Source organism: Polyangiaceae bacterium, assembly GCA_020633205.1.
Taxonomy (GTDB): Bacteria; Myxococcota_A; Polyangia; order Polyangiales; family Polyangiaceae; genus JAHBVY01.
Map to the genome: position 1 here is coordinate 162,535 of JACKEB010000013.1, position 19,649 is coordinate 182,183.

Annotated in this window: 14 protein-coding genes; 3 read left to right on the forward strand and 11 right to left on the reverse strand. The window is 66.1% G+C overall.

The window, feature by feature from the left end; genetic code table 11:
* Positions 1–503 precede the first annotated feature (503 nt).
* The gene (locus tag H6718_17025; protein ID MCB9587104.1) at positions 504–2,282 is read left to right on the forward strand and encodes a hypothetical protein; all 1,779 of its coding nucleotides are present in this window, start codon (positions 504–506) and stop codon (positions 2,280–2,282) included.
* 54 nt (positions 2,283–2,336) lie between these two features.
* Here H6718_17025 and H6718_17030 read toward each other — a convergent pair whose 3' ends face one another.
* From H6718_17030 to H6718_17075, 10 genes are all read right to left on the reverse strand, one after another.
* Positions 2,337–3,257: an RluA family pseudouridine synthase gene (locus tag H6718_17030; protein ID MCB9587105.1), complete on the reverse strand. Its 921-nt coding sequence runs from the start codon at positions 3,255–3,257 to the stop codon at positions 2,337–2,339.
* A gap of 44 nt (positions 3,258–3,301) precedes the next feature.
* On the reverse strand, positions 3,302–4,966 hold the full coding sequence (locus H6718_17035; GenBank protein MCB9587106.1) for a hypothetical protein: 1,665 nt from the start codon (positions 4,964–4,966) through the stop codon (positions 3,302–3,304).
* 119 nt (positions 4,967–5,085) lie between these two features.
* The gene (locus H6718_17040) at positions 5,086–6,702 is read right to left on the reverse strand and encodes a hypothetical protein (GenBank protein MCB9587107.1); all 1,617 of its coding nucleotides are present in this window, start codon (positions 6,700–6,702) and stop codon (positions 5,086–5,088) included.
* Between the two features lie 62 nt (positions 6,703–6,764).
* Positions 6,765–7,754: a hypothetical protein gene (locus H6718_17045; GenBank protein ID MCB9587108.1), complete on the reverse strand. Its 990-nt coding sequence runs from the start codon at positions 7,752–7,754 to the stop codon at positions 6,765–6,767.
* Positions 7,751–9,121 (reverse strand): Stp1/IreP family PP2C-type Ser/Thr phosphatase, encoded by a 1,371-nt coding sequence (locus H6718_17050; GenBank protein ID MCB9587109.1) that lies wholly within the window; start codon positions 9,119–9,121, stop codon positions 7,751–7,753. Before H6718_17050 ends, H6718_17045 begins: the two co-directional genes overlap by 4 nt.
* A gap of 170 nt (positions 9,122–9,291) precedes the next feature.
* Positions 9,292–9,996: a JAB domain-containing protein gene (locus H6718_17055; GenBank protein ID MCB9587110.1), complete on the reverse strand. Its 705-nt coding sequence runs from the start codon at positions 9,994–9,996 to the stop codon at positions 9,292–9,294.
* A gap of 123 nt (positions 9,997–10,119) precedes the next feature.
* A complete protein-coding gene (locus tag H6718_17060) occupies positions 10,120–10,884 on the reverse strand; it encodes a competence/damage-inducible protein A (protein ID MCB9587111.1) in 765 nt (254 codons plus the stop codon).
* Positions 10,881–11,126, reverse strand: a complete 246-nt coding sequence (gene xseB, locus H6718_17065; protein ID MCB9587112.1) for an exodeoxyribonuclease VII small subunit — start codon at positions 11,124–11,126, stop codon at positions 10,881–10,883. Before xseB ends, H6718_17060 begins: the two co-directional genes overlap by 4 nt.
* A 138-nt stretch (positions 11,127–11,264) precedes the next feature.
* Entirely contained in the window at positions 11,265–13,322 is a 2,058-nt protein-coding gene (locus H6718_17070) for a hypothetical protein (protein ID MCB9587113.1), read from the reverse strand.
* Between the two features lie 5 nt (positions 13,323–13,327).
* Positions 13,328–15,460: a hypothetical protein gene (locus tag H6718_17075; protein ID MCB9587114.1), complete on the reverse strand. Its 2,133-nt coding sequence runs from the start codon at positions 15,458–15,460 to the stop codon at positions 13,328–13,330.
* Positions 15,461–15,699: 239 nt separating this feature from the next.
* Between H6718_17075 and murA the strand changes: the two genes are divergently transcribed.
* Both murA and H6718_17085 read left to right on the forward strand, forming a co-directional pair.
* Positions 15,700–16,974 carry a UDP-N-acetylglucosamine 1-carboxyvinyltransferase gene (gene murA, locus H6718_17080; protein MCB9587115.1) on the forward strand — a complete coding sequence of 425 codons (1,275 nt, stop codon included), beginning with the start codon at positions 15,700–15,702 and terminating at the stop codon, positions 16,972–16,974.
* A gap of 13 nt (positions 16,975–16,987) precedes the next feature.
* A complete protein-coding gene (locus H6718_17085) occupies positions 16,988–17,617 on the forward strand; it encodes an ATP phosphoribosyltransferase (GenBank protein MCB9587116.1) in 630 nt (209 codons plus the stop codon).
* Positions 17,618–17,911: 294 nt separating this feature from the next.
* Here H6718_17085 and H6718_17090 read toward each other — a convergent pair whose 3' ends face one another.
* Entirely contained in the window at positions 17,912–19,600 is a 1,689-nt protein-coding gene (locus H6718_17090) for a hypothetical protein (GenBank protein MCB9587117.1), read from the reverse strand.
* Positions 19,601–19,649 lie beyond the last annotated feature (49 nt).

Below are 19,649 nucleotides of genomic sequence, written 5' to 3' on the forward strand. Positions count from 1 at the left end.
CGCTGAAGTACTCGTGCTCGCAGGAGTGCTGCATGCCGCTCGGGTCGATGGTTGTTGGGGCGTTGGTCCTTGGGGAGGCGCGGCTTCCTCCAGGGTAGTCCTGGAAGCCGTCAGCTCGTCGATCTTTGTTGGGACGGCCGGCTGCAATTAGCAAGGGTGCTGTCGGAATCCGACTTGTTGGCGGATTCCGTCGGCGGCTTTGGCCAGGCCCGTCGGCGCTTCCCTCGGGGATTCCCCATCCGAGACAGGTGTGGGTGCAGAAGTTCAGTACCGCGCGGTAATCAGGTTCCGGCGGATCCCTCGACGTATCTAACATGGAAACAGCGAGCGGACGCTTTGCGCCTCCTCCGGGCTGCTTCTGGGCCACCCGCCAGGCCTGCATTGGTTCGTGGGTACTTCATGAAGTGAGCCAAGCGGTACGGCATCTCGAAAGCGTCGCTCGCGCGCGGCGACGACCAGCAAATTTGGCCTTGATGCGAGAGCCATGGCTAGGAAGGTGGCAGATGTGTGCAAAGCTCCGACACGGCCTCGCTCTGCTCTTGGGACTCCTGCTGTTTGCCTGGGCTCCGGGAGCACTGGCTTGGATTGAGACATCGGTGCGCTCCGACCTGGTCACGGTCGAGGTCGCTCGCGATGGCACCGCGGTGGTCACTCACGAGCTCATCATGCGCGTTCGAGGCGGGCCGCTGAAGAGCTTTGAGCTCGCGGGAGTAGATGGTGACGCCGAGGTGCTGCCAAACGCCAGCGTGACCAACACACGTGCTGGAGCTGGGGTGAGCGACAGCACACCGCTGTTAATCGAGAAGAGCGAGGACGGTTCGCTCAAGATCGAGATCGACAACGAGAAGGGGCTGCGGCGGGGCCGTTACCTCTTCCGCTTCGCTTACAAGACGAACCTCGTCGGACGTGACCTGATCACGGCCAAAGGAGCGGGTGTCGAGCTGCGCTGGGTGGGACCTCGCCTGGAGAGCGGCGTCGACTCGGCCAAGGTCGTGTTTCGGCTGCCTCGAGCTGCCAAGCCTCCTCACGTGCCTGACGTGCAGTCGCCGAGCGCGGGGATCGGCATGAGCGAGGAGTTTGACGGCGTCTTCCTCAGCAACCTGAGCCGCGAGGGCGAAATCGATGTGCTCGAGGTGGTGCGGCCCCACGTGGCGAAGGGGGAACCCGTCGTCTGGCGCGTCCAGGCCGATGCGGGCGCGTTCGACGCGTTCTCTCAAGAAGCCGGCGCTGAAGAGCCGGTTCTGGTGGAGGCTCAAGGGCCCCACGGGCTGCCGCGAGCAGCGCTGTGGGCTGGGGCTGCGCTCGCCGCGCTGCTGTACGCGTTGCTGGTTGCGCTGAAGGCGCGTGCCGTATCGCTCGCGTGCACCGCTCGAGAGGCTCGTGCCCGGGTGCTCTTGCCGCTGCCAGCGCCCCTCCGAGGAGCGCTCGCTGGGATCATCCTGGGTGCCGCTGTCGTCGTGGGTGTGCTTCTAGACCAGCCGACGGGCTTTGGGGTGCTCTTGGTGCTGAGCATGCTGTGCGCTAGCCACCTAACACCGCGCCTGAGTCAGGTGATTCGCGGACCAGGGTCTTGGCGAGGCCTCGAGCCACGCTGGCTCCGCGCGGATTCAAGTGAGGCGAGCCTTCCAGGTCGCTTCTTGGACACTGGACGGCTGCCAGGGTTCTTCACCTTCGTGTTGCTGCTCGGCGCGTTCGGGGCTGTTGCCGTGCTGGTGTTCAAGCGTTCGCCCTACTTCGGCATGATGGTCGCGATGGGCTCCGCCAGCCTGTTGCCGATCTTCTGTACTGGGCGTGCTGGTGAGCTGCCTCCGGATCCCGTCGCACGCCCCCGGCGTCTGCTGCGGTACTTGATCAAGAAGCTCGCGAAGCGTCGCGGTGTCGACGCCCGCCTCGTTGGGCGCTTCCCGGAAGGCAGCGAAGTTCCCGACGAGCTACGCCTAGAGGTTCTACCGCGCCGAGGGCTCAGGGGGCTCAGGGCGATCGAAGTGGGCCTCGAGTATCACCAGACCGGCACGGGCCCCGTCGGGATGCCCTGTGTCATCGTGCGCGTGCAAGACGAGTCCGCGGCCTATTCGGCGCTGCCGCGCAGCGTGGTGTGGACCCGTGGTCGTGATGAGGACGAACGGGTAACGATTCTCCGACCGAAGCTCCCGACCTACAGCATGACTCTCGCGCTCGTGGAGCGGCTACTCGTGGTGCTTGCCGCGCGGAAGCGTAGGCCAGCTCCGGGCGCGCCCAAATCCGTGCGGGTCAACCAGGCACCGGTGCCCCACGCCGCGTAGGGCGGAAAGCTTTCGTTCAGGCGACTCTACAACTCCTGGCGCCTGCCGAGCGCTCTAGGCTCCGAGACTCTCGAGCTCTGGAGGCACGGGTGCTTTGACGTCTAGCGCGTAAGGCGCCGCACCGGAGACCTTGATCCGCACGGCATGAAGCGCCAGGCGGGGAGCGAGGGCCGTGACCTCCGGGGGTGCGTACATCTCGTCTCCGAGGAGCGGGCAGCCGATGTGCGCCATGTGCACGCGCACTTGATGTCGATACGCCCGGTGCACCCAGAGGCTCACCAGGCTGACTTCTCCGCTTGAGTTCGTCGATCTCTCGAGCACCTCGTAACCTGTGGTGGCGTCGTAGTTGCCGCCCACTGCCACCTCGCGGCTGCGGCGAGGGTCCGGGCCGAGCTGGGTTTGGATGCTGCCCCTTGGTTCTTCGGGACTGCCGCTCACCCACGCAAGGTACCATTTGGTGATCGCGTCCTGTTCGTGGCGCGCCTGCAGGGCAGCAAAGGCTTCTCGGGTCCGCGCAGCCAGCACCACGCCGCTGGTGGCGCTGTCCAAGCGATGCAGCAGGCCCGGTTCGCGTTTCGCGTGTCCCACGTCACGCATTTCAGGGTAGCGACCGAGCAACGCACCCGCGAGGCTGCCTTTTTCGAGTGTGCTGAGGGGGGCAGTGGGTTGCCCCGCTGGCTTGTTCAGAACAACGAGCGCTGGCGTTTCCAGGAGGATATGCAGGGGAGCACCAGGCTCAGGTACTAGGTCAAGGGGCGGGCGCAAGAGCTCGACCTTCTGCCCTGTCTCTACCAGTCGAGAACCGCGCTTCTCCAGGCGCCCGTTTAGCGCGACGCGGGCTTCGGAAAGAGCCGCCTTGGCTTGGCGGCGTCCGACTCCCAGCACCTGCGCCAGGTACACATCCAGGCGAACTCCGGCGTCGGTCGATTTGACCTCTTCGCTGACGAGCTCGAGCCCGTCTCGTTCCTCGAGCATCGCCTAGTGTCCTGTCTCCGTAGTTCGCTGCCAGACTCGCCTGACTAGAAGCTGCCTTGTAAGCCGAAGCCCGGGACGGGGTGCTGCTTGCCTTGACGGTCCTGACTGTAGCCCACGACACCAGCGTATGGCAGCACGTCGACCGCTTGCGCCGTCTGGTTTGGGGCGTTGTCATAGAGCCCCTGGGTCTCCGACGGCGTCATCCAGTATGCGATGAGCGCGCCTGCAACAGCCCCCGCAGCGACGCTACCCGCCCAGTAGCGGTTCTCTTTCTCGCCGGTGTCGTCGGAGAACACCAGGGGACTCGCCACCGCGGCACCGGTGAGCGCCCCGAGCCCAATGCCCAAGTCGATCAACAAGGCGCGGGAGGCACTGATCTCGAACTGGGTGGCAAGTAACCCCGCGGAAACGACGCCGAGGGCCGCGCCGTAACCCATGCCCCGGGTCGGCGTCTCGTCGGTCTTGCCGTCGATGCCCACTTGCGTCAGGCCACCGATCATCAGGCCAAAGAAGCCGCCGGAATGCGTGAGCACCGCGCCACCTTCGCCCATGCCTTTGAAGGTGAGCGCGAAGGTCGCCGAGCTGACGCCAATCGCTGCGCCGACCAAGCCGTAAGCGAACTGGTCTTCTTCGCGCACGTCGTAGCCGCTCGCGAGGAGCACCCCGGCCGACGTGGGCCAGACCATCGCGGCCGAGAGGTACCAGGCGTCGCCGAGACCGACGTCCCACTCATCCGCCACGATCATCGAGCCGCCGAGGCCGATGCCAGTACCCAGCGCGATCAGCGGATAGGTGAGCCGCGGATCATCGGAGCCGCTGGAGCGCTGCAGCGAGTAGCCGATGTAGCCCCCGAGCACCGCGCTGTTCAGCGCGAGCACCGCGCGGCCGTCGCCGCGAGCGCGATCCCGCGTCGTCAGCTGCACCGGGCTGCGATCTTGACCGCCACGGCCACCGCGGCCGACTTGCACCAGATCGCGCACCATCACTGCGAGGCGCACCTCGAGATCCCGCGGCGTGACCAGCTCCGTGCGCACCAAGAGCACCGAAGAGCCGGGCGCGACGACGGTCAAGCGAACGCGCAGCTTGCCACGCTCCGCGGCGAGCTCCGGGAGCAACACCCAATCGGTGCCTTCACCCAGCTCCGCGAGCGCATCTTGTGTCACGCGGTCGGCGTCGAAATCCGAGCGATCGGTCATGCCGAGGCTGAGGTTCATATCCTGAACCACTTCCGCGAGGATACTGTCCATCTTGCGCGCGTAGCGGAACAGGGTGCGGTGCTTCTCTCGCGTTGGGCGGATGAACTCCCCGGTGCTGCGGTCCACAGTCAGTGTGGGCAGCAACAACACGGACTCCATGTCCTCGTCGTCGTTGTCCAAGTCTTCGTCGAAGACGTCAGGCTTCTCGGCGGCTGAGTCCGCTGGGGGTGTGCTGTCGCCGTCTGCGGGAGCTGGCGGTGTGCTCGGTGTTGGCGCGGCTGGAGCAGCAGGTGGAGGCGCGCTCGGAGCGGGCCCCGTAGGCGCCGCTGGAGGCGAAGCTTGTGCTGCGGATGGTCCAGGGGGTGAGGCGCTACCCGCCGGGGCGGCGCCGCTCTTTGGCGCTGGCTTGGGTGGCTGGCTCTGGTCGGCGGGCTGCGCTGCCGCACGGCAAGGGACGATGCAACTCACCCCCAAACCTGCGATCAAAGCTAGAGCGGTGACTCGCCTCGCCATGAAAAGACCCTGCCACAGCTGAACCACGGATGCTCGTGATGCGAGTGGGTGCACCGACGTGGATGCCTGCCGCACCGATGCAGCCCGCAAAGGCGGCAACGGGGGCAGGCGCCGGAGCATCAGAACATCACGGTGGCGTTGAGCCAGGCTTCGAAGGCGTTCGAGTCGTCGACCTTGAAGCGGCGCCCGGGCACGTTGATCGGGGCGCGGTAGTTGGGGTTCGGAATGCCCGTGGGGGTCGGCGTGACTTGCCTTGGGTCGCCCCGGCGGCAGGGACCTGCCTTGCCAACGTCGTTTGCGAAGTCGGGATTACACGGCTGATCGAAGCTGATCAGGTGGCTCTGCACGATGGTGTAGGCGCCGCCGACGTTGAACTTCACGTACTCTCCAGCTTGCCAGACGAAGTCAGCGCTCAGGCGGTACTCGCCGTGCTGCTGCACGTCGGTGAGTCCGGTGAAGTAGACCTTCTGAGAGGCCGGGTTCACCACGGAGACATCGGAACCCGGACGCTCACGCTGGTATTCGGCGAAGGCCGGGTAGCGCAGCGACGGCGCGTCGCTCGAGCCCAGGGCGTCGAAGAGCTCCGAGTAGTCGCGACCCTCGGACACGTAGGTGCCGGAGAAGCGGAAGTCGATCGCCACGCGCTGGTATTGATCGCGAACCTCCCAGGGGATCACGTTCAGACCCATCACGATGGTTCCGCGCAGCGGTGGGTGATTCACGAGGGAGCCCTTGAGATCCGACTGGCCGTAGTCGCTGGACTCGTTCTGGAACTCGAACAGCGCTTTGAAGCCACCGTAGGGCTCGATGTACTTGATGCGCTTCGACAGGTAGGTGTGCACCTCGAGGCCGGTGGTGCCCCGACCAACGCCCGCCTCACGGGAGCCGCCCTTGCTGCCGTCCAGCTGGAGGTTGTCGCCGTTGGTGTCGTCGAAGAACTCGTTGGGCTGACCATCGCGATCGATGTCACCGGGCTGCGCGCACTTCTTTTGCGTGGTGCCAGGCAGGTTGAGTCCCTGAGTCGACTCGCTGCACGCGTGCATCGGCTCGGACACGTTGAAGCGCCCTTCAAAGCCGAACACCCAGGTCGGCTTCGACGAATCGCGGTACTGATTCATGATGCCGAAGTCGAGGCCAACCGCGAGGTACTCGATGCCGCTACGGGTCGGTGACTTGAACGGGATCGTGAAGAGCTGCTCGCCTGGCTCGCCTTGAGCGACGATGGAGGCTTGCTTGTCGCTGCCCTCGAGAGACTTCAGCTCGCGATCGTTCGACAGGATGATCGGCAAGCGGATGATCAGCGCGAGGTCCTTGAAGATGCCGATCTCTGCCTTGGTGTTGAGGCGCGCGGTGGTCTCCGAATACTCAGCTACGTTCATCCCCGACGCGGTGTAGCCACCCCCCGCGAGACCGCCCTGATCGATGAACGTCTCGCGGCGGATCTTCGCGCTCTTCCAGGTCTGCTGGTAGCCAAGCGTCAGGCTCAGGTCGAACTGGTCATCGCCGTCGAAGGCGTCCACCACGTTCGTGATTTCCGACGGTTCGCCCAACACGTTGGGCTCCGTGACCTTGCGCGGCTCCTCCGCGAACGCGGTCGTGCTCAGCAAGCTCACGCTCGTCAAAGCGAAGAGCGCTGTGAGTCGAGGCCGACCGACCAACGAACTGAAGGGAGCGCCAAGGACTCCACCCACGCCTGCGCCCATGCGCTGACGAAAACTAAGGTCGCGTTTGCTCATGCCTGAGAGACCCTCACCCGTGCCTGCCGGACGCTAACGGCGCCAGGCCAAAACTGTCAACATCACTCGCCCTTATCCTGGGCACTCGGCGCCTTCCGCGCGGGCATCGGCACCTCGCGCCACTTGGTGTCTGCGGCTTCAAGCCGACCTTCTAGGGCGCTCAGCGGCCCGCCTTTGGCGTCTCCAGCGCCCACACTGGCCCACGCCTCCGCACAAACTTTCCGGGCTTTTCCCCGAGACTCCGCGTGATCTCGGGCTCGCGTGCCCAGGTTGCCTCGCGTTGCGCGGTCTCCAGCCGAGCTCGGTGCCGGGGCAGCGTTTGTCGGCGCCAGAACCTCCTGAGCGAGCTTTGCAGCCTGCAGTGCGCTTTCCTCGCACGCCTTGACCAGCACCTCGCTGCGCTTCGCGTCCGCCGGGGGGCCGAGGAGCTTGCCCTGTTGGGTCGCCTGAACCTCCGCTTTCCCCTTCAGGGTGGAGCCCGGCGCCGGCGCGAGCAGCGCGTTTCCGGTCTCTACCGCGACGGCGGTCTCCGTTCGGGTCACCTTCAGCGTGAGCTTGGTGTCACCCCACCACACGCTCCCCTGAGGCGTGGCGACGCGCACCTGAGCGCCGGGCCGCATGCCCGAGCCGGAGCCAGACTTGAGGTCTCCGTAGGCCAGCCACACGTCCTCCTCGCCTCGCGGGCATGCGCGAAGCCGCGCCGGACCCATCACGCTCCACTGGCGTGCGCTGGCCGTGTGTTGGACGTCGACGCGCTCACCCTTGGCAAGTTCCAGCCACTTCTCTCCCGCGGTGAGTTCGCCCTGCTTCGCCGCGGCGTCTCCCAGCTTCACCGCGCCGGTCACCGCCATCAGTCGACACTGGGGAGTCGCGGCGGGCGCGACCCGGGGGACCAAGCTGCTGTGCGCAGGGGGAGCGCTGTTACTCGCTGCAGCCTGGGCAAGGCTGCCCGTCGACGACGATCCGCTTGCTGACGGCGCGCTCGTTGCCTGATCGTCGCAGGCACTGCAAAGCATGAGCAACACGCCCAAAATCCAGCGCTTGGCGATCACGACTCATCCAGCGTGAGGGGAGGCAGCATGACCAGCGTCTTGCGATCCTCTTCTTCATCCTCGGGATAGATCTCCGTGGTCACGTCTTCCGCGAGCTCCTCCTTCGCGGAGCTCAGCTCCTTGTTCGTTGCGGCGAGCCTATCCGCGAGGACACAGGTGAACTGCCACAGGAGCTTCACCGCGAGCTGATGCTCCTTGCGCAGGATCTCGAAGAACTCCGTGCGTCGGATCACCATCAGCTCCGCCGGTCCATCCGCAACGACCGTCGCGCTCCGCGGCTGACTGCGGATCAGCGCCATTTCGCCGACGTGTTCTCCTGGACTCAGCGTCGTCAGCACTGCGTCGCCGTGCATCACCTTCACGCGTCCGCTGAGCACGATGAACAGCTCGTCGCCGGTATCGCCCTCCTTCATCACGAACTGCCCGTCGTTGAACTGAACGGCGTCCGTGACCTGCAGCACCCGCAGGATCTCGCGATCGTTCAGCGGACGGAACAGCGGCATGCGAGCGAGGATCTCGCGCTTCAATGCGAGCTTGCGCGCGCGCTCATCGCCGGCTTCACCCGTCTTGAAGGTGATCACCAATGCGGTGATGTTGTCTTTTCCCCCGAGCTCGTTGGCGGTGTCGACGAGTGTCCGAACGGCGTCGTTCTCGTCCTCGGTGCGCAGCAGCTTGCCCAGGCCCTCGAGGTCGTCCTCGAAGTACATGCTGAGCCCGTCGGAGCAGAGCAACAGCCGATCGTCTGCCGCCAGGTCGAGCACCAGGGTGTCGGGCTCGACGTGCTCGTAAACACCGACGGCGCGGGTGACGGCGTTCTTCTGCGGGAGCTGCTCGACCTTCTCGCGCGACATTTTCTTGCGCTTGAGCAGCTCGTTCATCACGTTGTGATCTTCGGTGACCTGCTCGATCGCGCCGTTGCGCAACAGGTAGAGTCGGCTGTCCCCAACGTGGACGATGAACGCCTCGCTACCGATGATCAGGGTGCCGACGAGGGTGGTGCCCATGCCTCGCTTCGAGTCGTCGGCCTTGGCCGCTTCATGCACCCGGCTCGAGCAGCGATTCACCGCAAACTCGAGGATATTCATGATGTCGCGGCGACTCACTCGCTCCGCGCCGCTCTTCTTGGCGCGGTAGTCTTCGATCATCTCCCACTCGCGCTTGAGTTCTTCATGGAAGGCCCGCACGGCGATGGCGCTGGCGACTTCTCCTGCGGCGTGGCCGCCCATGCCGTCGCAAACCAGGAACAGGCTCATTCGGCGATCCACGAGGAAATTGTCCTCGTTGTGCTCGCGCTGTTTCCCTACGTCGGTCAGAGCTGCAAACTGCAGCGGCTCGCCTTCGGTGGTGGTCTCGACAGCCTCTTGCATTGGCGTCGAGAATAGCCAGCTCGCTACAGCATTACTACAGCTCCGGGGCACCCGATGCCGCCCTCGGTGGAATGTTCGTGGTGCAGTGTCCTTGAGCTGCGTTCTGCGCATTCATTTTTCGCGGAACAATCTTTTCCTTTCGCTGTGAGGCGACCTCGTCCCACGAATCCTCACACCACCCCCAGGTCCAGCATCGACGCGGCGCCTCCGCGGGCAACGACGATGTGATCCAGGAGCGGCGTGCCCAACAGACGCGCCGCCTCAACCAGGTGGCGGGTCATGTCCACGTCATCGGGGCTCGGCGTGGGATCGCCGCTCGGGTGGTTGTGGACCAAGATGAAGGCGCTCGCACCGTCGCGAAGCGCAGGCCGCAGCACATCCCGTGGAAGCAGCGCGCAGCCGTGCAGGCCGCCTTGGGCTACGCGCCGGCTCTGAATCAGTCCGTTCTGCCCGTCCAACGTCAAGAGCCAGACCTCTTCGTGATCGAGAGTAGCGAGACGCGGCCGCGCCCAGTCGACCACCGCTTCGAAGTGGTCCAAGCAGCGGCGCTTGCCGCTGAGGTCGCAGAGCAAGCTGCGCGCGCCCAGCTCGAGGGCGCTCAGCAGACGGAGCGCCTGGCCCTCCAACAACCCGAACTCAATCAAGCCCGCGACTCCGAGTCGGCGGAGCCCCGGCAGCCCGCCGCACTCACTGAGCAAGCTTTGGGCGAGCTCCTCCGCATCCGGTCCGGTGCGCGTCGCGCCCAGAACGCCGCTCAGCAGTTGTAGATCGCTTTGTTCCCCCGGGGAAACGAGAAGCCGACGTTGGCCATCGACTCGGAGCCGACGGCTCTGCGTGTGAGGACGGGCTTGGGGGGGAGGTTGCACTTCGAGCATGCCGAAGCCTCAGCAAGGTCCATGCCCGCTCCGAACCAGAGGAAAAGCGTCGCCCAGCCACACACCGCCACTGGCGGCTGGCGGCCTCTGCGCATGTTGACCGTCGAGCCGCGACTTGGTGGACTACTCCACCCGCTGAGGCTCGCCTTCGGGCAGCAACTGCAGGAACTCATCGAGTGCCGGTTGCAACACCACTTCGGACGCCGCGTCGAAGGTGATCTTCGTCTTGTAGTCTGGGCTGCGCCAGCGCGGATACGAGCCAACGGCCACTTCGCTGTGATGCGCTACGACCTGATCCAACAGCGGCTTGAGATCGCCTTCATCCATCTTGGTGAACACCGCGCGACTCAGAAAGCGCTGGGTGCCGACGAGGTGGGCCTTCACGAGCAAGAGCTTCATGCGGAAGACCTCCGGCACGCCCGGCAACACCCACACGTTGCGCATCACGATCGTGGGCCAGGGGACCTCCTCGCTGCTGAGTAGCTCCGCGCCTTCGGGTACCAGGGCCATGCGCTGGTGACCTTCGTGATAGCGTTCGCCGTAGGCGCGCTGGAGCAGCGCCTCGACATCAGCGTGCACCTGAGCTTCGACCCCGAACGCCTTCGCGACGCCTTCGATCGTGATGTCGTCGTGGGTCGGTCCAACTCCGCCGCTCGTGAAGACGACGTCGTGAGTCTCGCTCAGCGCCTTCACTTCGTTCGCGATGTTGTCCAGATCATCGCCGATCAGGTTGACGCGACAAAAGCGAATGCCCAGCGTGCGAAGCAGCTTGGCGAGCTCATAGATATTTTCTTCGCGGATTTTTCCGCTGAGGAGCTCGTCACCAATGATCAGCGCAGCGGCGGTCGAGACGCTGCGCTTCTCAGCCGGGCTCTGCTCAGCGCTCATCGCTCATCCTCCAGGTCTTCCACGATGGGCTCGCCAGACCGATCGAAGCTCAGGAGTTTTTCAACGCGCTGCTCAGCCGCATCCAGGCGCTGCCCCGATGCGCGCGCCAAGCGGATCCCCTCTTCGAATAGATCGAGGGACTCATCTAGCGGCAGGTCGCCCTCTTCCAGGCGCTCGACGATTTCCCCCAGGCGGCGCACCGCATCCTCGAAGGAGAGGGCGGGTGCCTCGGCTTCAGGCACCGACGTACCCCCAGTCTTTGCTCGCTTCGTCGCCACGCCTTGCCTCCTACCACAACCCGCAGTCAGGACCCGCGAACGCGGAATTCAATCGTCCTCGCGCCCGAGCCTCTTGCTACGGCGGGCGGCCTTGTCCGCTCCTCAAAATACCCCAGGCGAGGGGGGCGCGCCGGTGGGCACCGCGGCCAACCGAATACTGCCTTCCGGTAGGTGTGCGATTGGGCACTGTCCATCGGGGTCCGGCAGAGCAGGCAGCGCCGGGAGCAAGTCGGTCCCCACACGCAGCACGCCGCCACCGCCGACCAGCTCGAGCCACGCGACGGAGCGCCCTGAAGCGCGTGGCAGTGTGGCTCGTCCGAGCAATCGACGCGCAGCGCCCCGCACCGTTGAGTCCGCGTCCAGATCCGCAGCCAGCTTCAGCACACGCTTGCGCGGCGCTTCCGAGCGGCTCCCTACGCCCAGCACCACGGCGAGGCGCACGTCGGTGTTGGTCTCGAAGCGATAAGCTGTCTCCAACAGACCCAAGGCATGGGGGTGAGCGGCGCGCCCGAGGCCCAAGGCTACGCTCGAGCGCAGCTCCGGATTGCCTGACGCGAGCCAGCGTTCGACTTCTGGGCGGAGCTCGGGCTGATCTCGGGCGGCCAAGGCGTAGGCGGCGACGAACATCGCGGCGCTGCCGCTCTGCACGAGCTCGAGCAGCACGCTCGTCGGCACCAGCTTGGCTGCGTCGGGATCCAGCAGCGCCACCGCCAGCGCAGACTTCAGCGTGCGGCGCTGCTCGGTTGCTAGGCGCGCGGCGGCGGCGGACAACACCTCAGGTCTACCAAGCGCCGTGCGCGCGGCAGCGGCCACGACCACTGAGTCCTTGCGCCGCATCAACTCGATCGCCTGAGCGTCACTCTCGAGCGCCAAGCCAAACGCTGCGGCGGCGCGATCGCCTGGCTGCTTGCTGGCGAGCAGCTGTAGCAGCACGCCGTGGAGCTCCGAAGGCGCGCCGCCGCCCAGGCTCTTGCGGAGCGCCGCGGCGCGCGCCGCCAACGTCCGCGTTTCGGGCTTTGCAAGCAGCGAAAGTAGCGCAGTTTCGCTCTCGTCGTCGTTGCCGCGCGCAAACGCCAGCGCGGCGGCTGCGGCATCTTCCGCCGCCGCGAGCCGCTCGGCGAGCAGCCGAGCGGCTCGCTCCCCCCCAGCGACTCCAATGGCGGCGATGATTTCGCTCCGGGCATCGCCGTCAGTTTGCTTGAGGCGCTTCTCCAACGCCGACACGAGCTTTGGGTGCGCAGCAAGCAACGCGAGCTCTACGCCCTGGGCCCAGTCGTCCCCCGCCAGCAGCAGCTGGATCGCTTCGATGTAGCCCTTGCTGCGCGTCCAGGTGAGTATCCGTGCGGCACTAGCTAGCTTGAGGTCGCTGTCTATCGTGTGGCGACCCTTGCCCAGGTCTTTGCTCTTCTTGAGCCATTGCTGAGCGAGGGGCACCGTCTCGAGCGCGCCGAGCTTGGTCAGTTGCTCTGCGGCTCGAATGCGTTGCTCCACCGAGCCGCGCCGCACGATCTCGCGCAGCGGGAAGAAGGCGCGTTGATCGCCGAGCTCTCCCAGCGCGCGGATGAAGTAGTCCGAAGCGGCGCCGCGGCCGTCCGTGATGACCGACAGGTCACGTGGCGGGAAGGCAACCAGCGCCTGGGCGGTGGCCGCCGCGCCGAAGCTGTCCTGGCGCAGGATCTTCGCTAGCGTGTTCAGGCTGTCCTGCTTGCCGCTGCGCGCTAGCGCGAGCGCTGCGGCTTGCCGCGCGGATTCGTCCAGCTGGCTCTTGCCCGCGTCACCCAGGCCGCCCAGCACTCGCAGCAGGGAGAGCCGCGCCTTCGAGACGTCGGTGTGCGCGGCCAGCTCGCGCACTGCGGTGAGCCGCTCCTCTGGGGTCCGGAGGCCGTTCTCGCGGTCGAGCAGCTGAATCAGTTGATCGACTCCACGGCTGCCTCCGGTGCGGCCCATGCGGATCAGCGCGGCGACGCGCTCATCGAGCTCCTTGCTCTGCATCTGCCGCGTGGCGGCGGCGGCCCCAACGCGATCTTCCAGGCTGAGTTCAGGCTTACGCTGGGGCGGCTCCACGGGGCGCGGCGCGTAGCTGCGGCCGAGCTGTGCCGCACACGGCAGTGCCGTGAGACAGAGCGAAAAGCCGAGCAGAGTCGCGGAGAGCCGTTTCAACGTCTCTAGTCTTTTCCTTTGGGTGCGCTGGGGGGCGTCACCTTGCCGCTCGGAACCTGATCGCCCTTGCCGTCGGTGCTCGGCTTCGGCGGCACCTTCGGCGGCGGGAGCTTCAGCTTGGGCAGGCGCGGCGCCATCTTGCCGTCCTTCAGCTTCACGCGCGGAACCTGCGGCTTGGGAGTCAGCACCAGCACGCCGAAGCCGTTCGCCCAGGCGCCCGGCGCGCCTTGGACCGCCTTCCAGCTCACGGTCTCCGCTGCAGAGTCGCGGTGAGTGAGATCGCGCAGTTCTGCTGCCATCAAGAACGCCTTGTTCAGCGCTTCTTGCTCTGCCTCTGCGGTCACTCCCATGGGACGCACCCCAATGGCTACGATCCAGCGCGGGTTTTGGTTCAAGAGCTGTGCGAGCGCGCGCAGGCTGGGAGACGTCTTGGGGTCGAGCTTGAGGCTCTCTCCCTTGCCCACGAAGCGCGGCGCAACCCGCCACTTGAGCTGGGTCTCTGCGGCTTTCTTCTCCGTGGTGACCAGGGGCTTCGCCCGCTGGTAGGCGGGCTTCTGCGCATCGTCGTCGGGGCAGCCGTCTTCGTCTTCCACTCCGTCGAAGTCTTCGGGTTGCTCGGGGCAGTTGTCCGATTTGTCGTCGAAGGTGTCCCCGTCCTTGTCGGGGCTGGGGCAGCCGTTGAGTTCCGGATCGGCTCGGGAGGCACCCTTCACGTCGACGCAGGCGTCGTCGGTATCGGGGATGCCATCGCCGTCGTTGTCAGGATCTGGGCAGCCGTCCTCGTCTTGGAAGCCGTCCTTGTCTTCTTGTTCCTCGGGGCAACGGTCCTTGTCGTCTTCGACGCCGTCGCCGTCCTGGTCGAAGCTCGGGCAGCCCTTTCCGTCTCCGGTGCCGGCGGGCGCTGCATCCCAGGGGCACTCGTCGGTTTCGTCGGGGAAGCCGTCTTTGTCGTCGTCGGGGTCGATGCAACCGTCGTCGTCTTCGAAGTCGTCTTCGTCCTCGACCTCGTTTGGACACTTGTCGTCGGCGTCGCCCACGCCGTCGTTGTCATTGTCGAAGTCGGGGCAGCCGTCGCTGTCCTCGAAGCCGTCGCGGTCTTCAGCGAGCTCGGGGCACTCGTCCTTTTCGTCCTCGACCCCGTCGTGATCCATGTCGTTGAAGCGGGGCGCCCAGCTCAGGCCGAGCACCGCGCGCACCGTCGGGTTGCCGATTGCGTCTCCTAGCGGAAACTCCACACCGGCGATGCTGGACACCTCACCCGCGGTGTAACGGGCGGAGAGCCCGAGAGAGGTCGGGCTCGTGGCGCCCCGCGCGAACTTTGGAGCGAGGGCGAGGTCGCTTCGCACCTCGACGTTCCAGCGCCAGTGGCCCTTTTCGTCCCAGCCCAGCGCTTGCGGCTTGAGCGACGCGCCGATCGCCATGGGCAGGCTCTGGCCGTAGGTCTCTCCGACGTAGGTGCGCTCACTGGCTCGCAGGTGCGCGCCGAGGGTGCCGTAGAGGGACGCGGCGATCAGCGTGTACTCACCGAGCACACGGAACTCTCCAGTGGCTCCGCCTTCGCCGAGATATGCGCGAGTGTCACCGGTGGGCGCAGTGACGTTCGCCAGAACCGCTACTCCTAACCCCCCCAAACTCGAGGTCGGGAGTAACGTGGCCTTGGCGCCGAAGCGCGGATCGCCGAGGGCAAAGGTGGGCAGCGGTTCGCCTCCAGCGCCAGCGGTGTCGCCCGACTCGTACTGATAGAGCACGCTTGGCAGCGTGAGGCTGAGCGCCAAGCGGTCCCCAACACCGAGGGACGTGAAGAAGTCGAGGGACAGCTGGCCCGCGACGGGACGCCCTACCACCTCGTCGCTGCCGTCGCTCAGCGACACCGGGTGGTGCGCGTAAGACACGTAGCTGCCCACGTTGAAGTTCATCGGGCCAGGAGTGCTCGTCGGCTCCAAGTAGAGGCCGCCGTCATGACTCGCCGGAGGATGGAAGTTGCGCAGGTCGAGGGACGGCACCGCCGTCTGCTCCTGGGCGTGGGCGAACGACCCGAGGCTGGTTAGCGCTGCGCCCGCCAACACCGAGCGAGCAACCCGCCGCAGCCGGGGCGCGATCCGCGCACGTTCTTCAGAAGCTCGAGGGCCCAAAGACATGGGCGGCAGGGTAGTACACACCTCGCGGCGAACGGAAACCGGAACCCACACCCGAGCACCGCCGTTTGGTCCGATCGTCTCCTCGCCTGCGGCTGGGAATCGAGGATCACAGCCGGATCTGGCTCTCCAAGGCGCTTGCGGCGCGTTTGGGGCAGGGGGTGAGGTGACCCACACGGCCCCCCAAAAGTCCACCAAAACCTTGCCAGGCTCGGCCACCCGGCGTACGCGCCAGGCACTCCATGGACGCGATACAGATCCGAGGCGGACGGCCTCTGAACGGCCGAATTCGTATCAGCGGCGCCAAGAACGCCGCGCTCCCGATCCTCTGCGCCACGCTGCTCTCGGACGGTCAGAGCAAGCTGCGCAACGTACCGGCCCTGCGCGACATCGACACCACCGCGGCGCTGCTCAGGTTCCTGGGACGCGATGTGGTGGTCGACGCGCCCGAAGTCCATGTCGCCTCTGCCAGCGGGGAGCCGCGGCCCCTGGCGCCTTACGAGCTGGTGCGTCAGATGCGCGCTTCCGTGCTCGTGCTGGGGCCGCTCGTTGCGCGCTATGGTCGCGCCAAGGTGTCACTGCCTGGCGGCTGCGCGATCGGCGCCCGCCCCATCGACCAACACCTGAAGGGCCTGGAAGTCCTCGGTGCCAACATCCGTGTCGAGCACGGCTACGTCGTGGCCGAAGCGCCGCGGCTGACGGCTGGTGAAATCGTCTTTGATATCCCCACGGTAACGGGTACCGAGAACCTGATGATGGCGGCCGCTCTCGCCAAGGGGCGCAGCGTGCTCGTCAACTGCGCGCGTGAGCCCGAGGTCGAGGAGCTCGGCCGGGTGCTGAACAAGATGGGCGCCAAGGTAGAGGGCGCCGGCACCGCCGTGATTCACATCGAGGGTAGAGACGAACTCGACCCCTTCGACCACGCGGTGATCTCCGATCGCATCGAGGCAGGGACCTTCATGGCGGCGGTGGGTGCCACCGGCGGCGACGTGCTCTTGGAGAACGCACCTCTCGACGACCTGGAACCGGTCGTGGTGAAGCTGCGCAAGGCGGGCCTCGAGATTGAACGCGAAGGCGAGCACACCCGCGTGCGTCGCCTCGGAGTGCTCAAGGCGGTGGACGCGACCACCGCGCCTCACCCAGGGTTCCCCACGGATATGCAGGCGCAGTTCATGGCGCTGATGTGCTGCGCCGAGGGGCGCGCAGTGCTCACCGAGACTATTTTCGAGAACCGCTTCATGCACGTTCCGGAGTTGATGCGCATGGGCGCGAACATCGACACCCGCCACAACACCGCGATGGTCGAAGGCGTGAAGAAGCTCTCTGGCGCCAGCGTGATGGCCACTGATTTGCGCGCCAGCGCGTCGCTCGTGATCGCTGGCTTGGTGGCCGAGGACGAGACCATCGTGCGTCGCGTGTATCACCTGGACCGCGGCTACGAGCACATTGAAGAGAAGCTCGCCGGCGTGGGCGCTGACATCCAGCGCATCAGCCTGGAGCGCGGCGCGCTACCCTGAGGCCAAGCAAGCGATGTCCCGACCGCTGACCATCGCCGTGCCCAAAGGGCGCATCCTGAAGACCCTGGCGCCGCTCTTCGAATCCGCGGGGATCGACACCACGAGCCTGTTGGCGGACGATCGCAAGCTCGTGCGGGAGACTCCGGACGGCAAGCTAGCGTTCTTGCTCCTCAAGCCTGACGACGTGCCCACCTACGTCGAGTACGGCGCCGCAGACCTGGGGATCAGCGGGCGCGATACGCTGCTCGAGCGTCGCTCCGACCTCTATCTGCCCCTCGATCTCGGCATCGGGCGTTGCCGCATGGTAGTGGCTGGGCCACGGGGCGCGGTGGTCCCCGAGGTGCCGCGCATCGCGACCAAGTTCCAGCGCATCGCGACGGAGCACTTCGCCAAGAAGGGCATTCAGGCCGAGGTCATCTACGTCGGCGGCTCCGTGGAGCTCTCCCCGCTCGTCGGCTTGAGCGATCTGATTGTCGACCTGGTCGAGACCGGCACCACGCTGAAGGAGAACGACCTCGTGGAGCGCGAAGTGATCTGCGAAATCAGCTCGCTTTTGATCGCGAACCGCGCTCAATACAAGCTGCGGCACGCTGAGATCGCGCCGCTGATTCAGCGGCTAGCCAGCCACGTCAATCAGGCGTGACCCGCCACGAACAGAGCCTGCCAATCGCAAACGGAGACCTGCGTCAGCGTAGCGACCTCGGGAGCTGGTGCTGCAGGCGCTCTGCAGCGGGCGACACCTGAAGTCGCTTGGTAGCTCCAGCACGTCGATGTCGCCTACGTTTTGTGAACTCAGGGTGTAGCTGGGGCATAGGTTGCCAGCGCCGCGAACTGACCCCAAGCTTGAGCGAATAAGGACATCGTCACCTGGCAGCGGGCAGTCACGGCATAGGATTGCATACGGAAACGCGACCGGGCGCTGGCCAATAACCACCTGTCAGGGGAAGCACACCCGACGCGGGCTGAGCTCCGCGTCGCTTGGGTTGCCGAGACCTAGCTCGCCGTGGGTGTTGCGCCCCCAGCACCACAACGTCGCGTCGTCCTTGATACCGCAAGTATGCGCTTCCCCCGCGGACAAGCGCTTCCAGGCGCGGTCGCTCTGCACCAGCTGGGGCACGCTCGCGCTGCCGCTCTTCGCGATGCCGAGCTGCCCGCTGCTGTTGCTGCCCCAGCAGTAGAGCTGGCCGTCCACGGTGAGAGCGCAGGTATGGGAGCGACCGCCGTCCACCAACGACCACTTTTGCTCTCCAACCACGCGTTGAGGTTCCGCGATGTTGTTGGCTCCGGAGACCACGCCCACACCCAGCTGCGCGTTGGTGTTGCCGCCCCAGCACCAGAGCTCACCGCCGTTTCGGATCCCGCAGCTGTGAAAGAACCCGGCGCCCACGCTTTGATAGTCGTCGAAGCACTCGCGACCCGATTGGCTCGCGTGGCAGCCTGGCCTGACTTGCTCGGTGATCACGCTCGAGCCAGGCACGCCCACCTCCAGGGAATCGTTGAAGCCCCAGCAGTATAGTTGCCCTGCGGAAGTGATGGCGCAGGTGTGGTCGCCGCCCGCGGCGACTTGTACGAAGTCTCCCACGTAGACTGGGCTGCGCACGCTCGACGGCTCGGTCCCGGTGCCGGTGTTGCCGCGCTCGTTGTAACCCCAGCACCAGAGCTGTCCGTCTTGAGTCACTCCGCAGGTGTGCCTGAAACCGCCGGCCAAGCTCTCCAAGCTGGGCGTGCTTGGCGCTGTGATCGGTGTGGGGAAGAGCCCCGCGGTGTCGCCGATCCCGAGTTCCCCGCGGTAGTTCTCTCCCCAGCAGACTCGGGCACCGTAGGTCAGCGCGCAGGTGTGGTTGCCCTGCGCTAGCAACGCGAGCCTCGCTTCGACGCCTTCGACTTTTTGGGGGGTGAGGGCGTCACCGGCGTCGCCCGTGCCGAGGCGTCCCGGGGCCCCATCCAGATCTTCGAAGCTCGAAGAGCCCCAGCAGTAGACTCCACCTGACGACACCGCGCACGTGTGCACCGAGCCAGCGGAGACGTTACCCACAGTCGTGAGCGGCGTACACTCTCCCGCGTTGCACGTTTCCCCGGGGCAGCCACAGCTGATCTGGCTTGCAGGCTGGCAGCTGCCTTCGCAGGTCTCGCACTCGCCGCAGCTTGGTAGCGCTGGCGAAGCTGACTTGACGCTGTAGCACGAGCCAAGGCAGCGCCCCGCGCTGCAGGTGCGACCCTCGCCGCAGTCGAGCTTTCCGCGGCAGCTGTCCTCGAACCAGACCGCGAGTTCGTGGAGCTCGTCCTCAATGTATCCTGAGCGGACCTCGAGCTTGGCGAGCGGTCCCGTGTCGTCTTCGAGGGTTGCTTGTACGACGAAGCGCCGCGTCGGATCCTCGCCTTTGGGGATCAGCGGGATGCGCGCGAGCTGGCTGCGACCGGGATCCACATCGCTCGTGCGCTCCAGCACGACGTCGCCCGCTTCGCCCTGAACGACGACTACGAGCCGTTTGGCGCTGGCTAGCAAGCCGGGGTCAGCACTCAACACCACGATGGTCTGGGTTGCGGCGGGGCGCTCGCAGGCGCCGCTCAGGCTGGCCACCAGTGGCAGCGCCCCAATCGTCAGCGCTCTCCGCCAGACCCGCACCGGCTGAAGCTAGCACGGCCAGCGTGCGAGGTTTCGGATACGCGCAGCC

What these genes read in the sequence shown, in the direction of transcription:
- H6718_17055 (MCB9587110.1), bottom strand. Translation starts at nt 9,996, where the DNA reads ATGCTCGAAGTGCAACCTCCCCCCCAAGCCCGTCCTCACACGCAGAGC.
- H6718_17025 (MCB9587104.1), top strand. Translation starts at nt 504, where the DNA reads ATGTGTGCAAAGCTCCGACACGGCCTCGCTCTGCTCTTGGGACTCCTG.
- H6718_17040 (MCB9587107.1), bottom strand. Translation starts at nt 6,702, where the DNA reads ATGAGCAAACGCGACCTTAGTTTTCGTCAGCGCATGGGCGCAGGCGTG.
- H6718_17035 (MCB9587106.1), bottom strand. Translation starts at nt 4,966, where the DNA reads ATGGCGAGGCGAGTCACCGCTCTAGCTTTGATCGCAGGTTTGGGGGTG.
- H6718_17030 (MCB9587105.1), bottom strand. Translation starts at nt 3,257, where the DNA reads ATGCTCGAGGAACGAGACGGGCTCGAGCTCGTCAGCGAAGAGGTCAAA.
- H6718_17050 (MCB9587109.1), bottom strand. Translation starts at nt 9,121, where the DNA reads ATGCAAGAGGCTGTCGAGACCACCACCGAAGGCGAGCCGCTGCAGTTT.
- H6718_17075 (MCB9587114.1), bottom strand. Translation starts at nt 15,460, where the DNA reads ATGTCTTTGGGCCCTCGAGCTTCTGAAGAACGTGCGCGGATCGCGCCC.
- H6718_17085 (MCB9587116.1), top strand. Translation starts at nt 16,988, where the DNA reads ATGTCCCGACCGCTGACCATCGCCGTGCCCAAAGGGCGCATCCTGAAG.
- H6718_17060 (MCB9587111.1), bottom strand. Translation starts at nt 10,884, where the DNA reads ATGAGCGCTGAGCAGAGCCCGGCTGAGAAGCGCAGCGTCTCGACCGCC.
- murA (MCB9587115.1), top strand. Translation starts at nt 15,700, where the DNA reads ATGGACGCGATACAGATCCGAGGCGGACGGCCTCTGAACGGCCGAATT.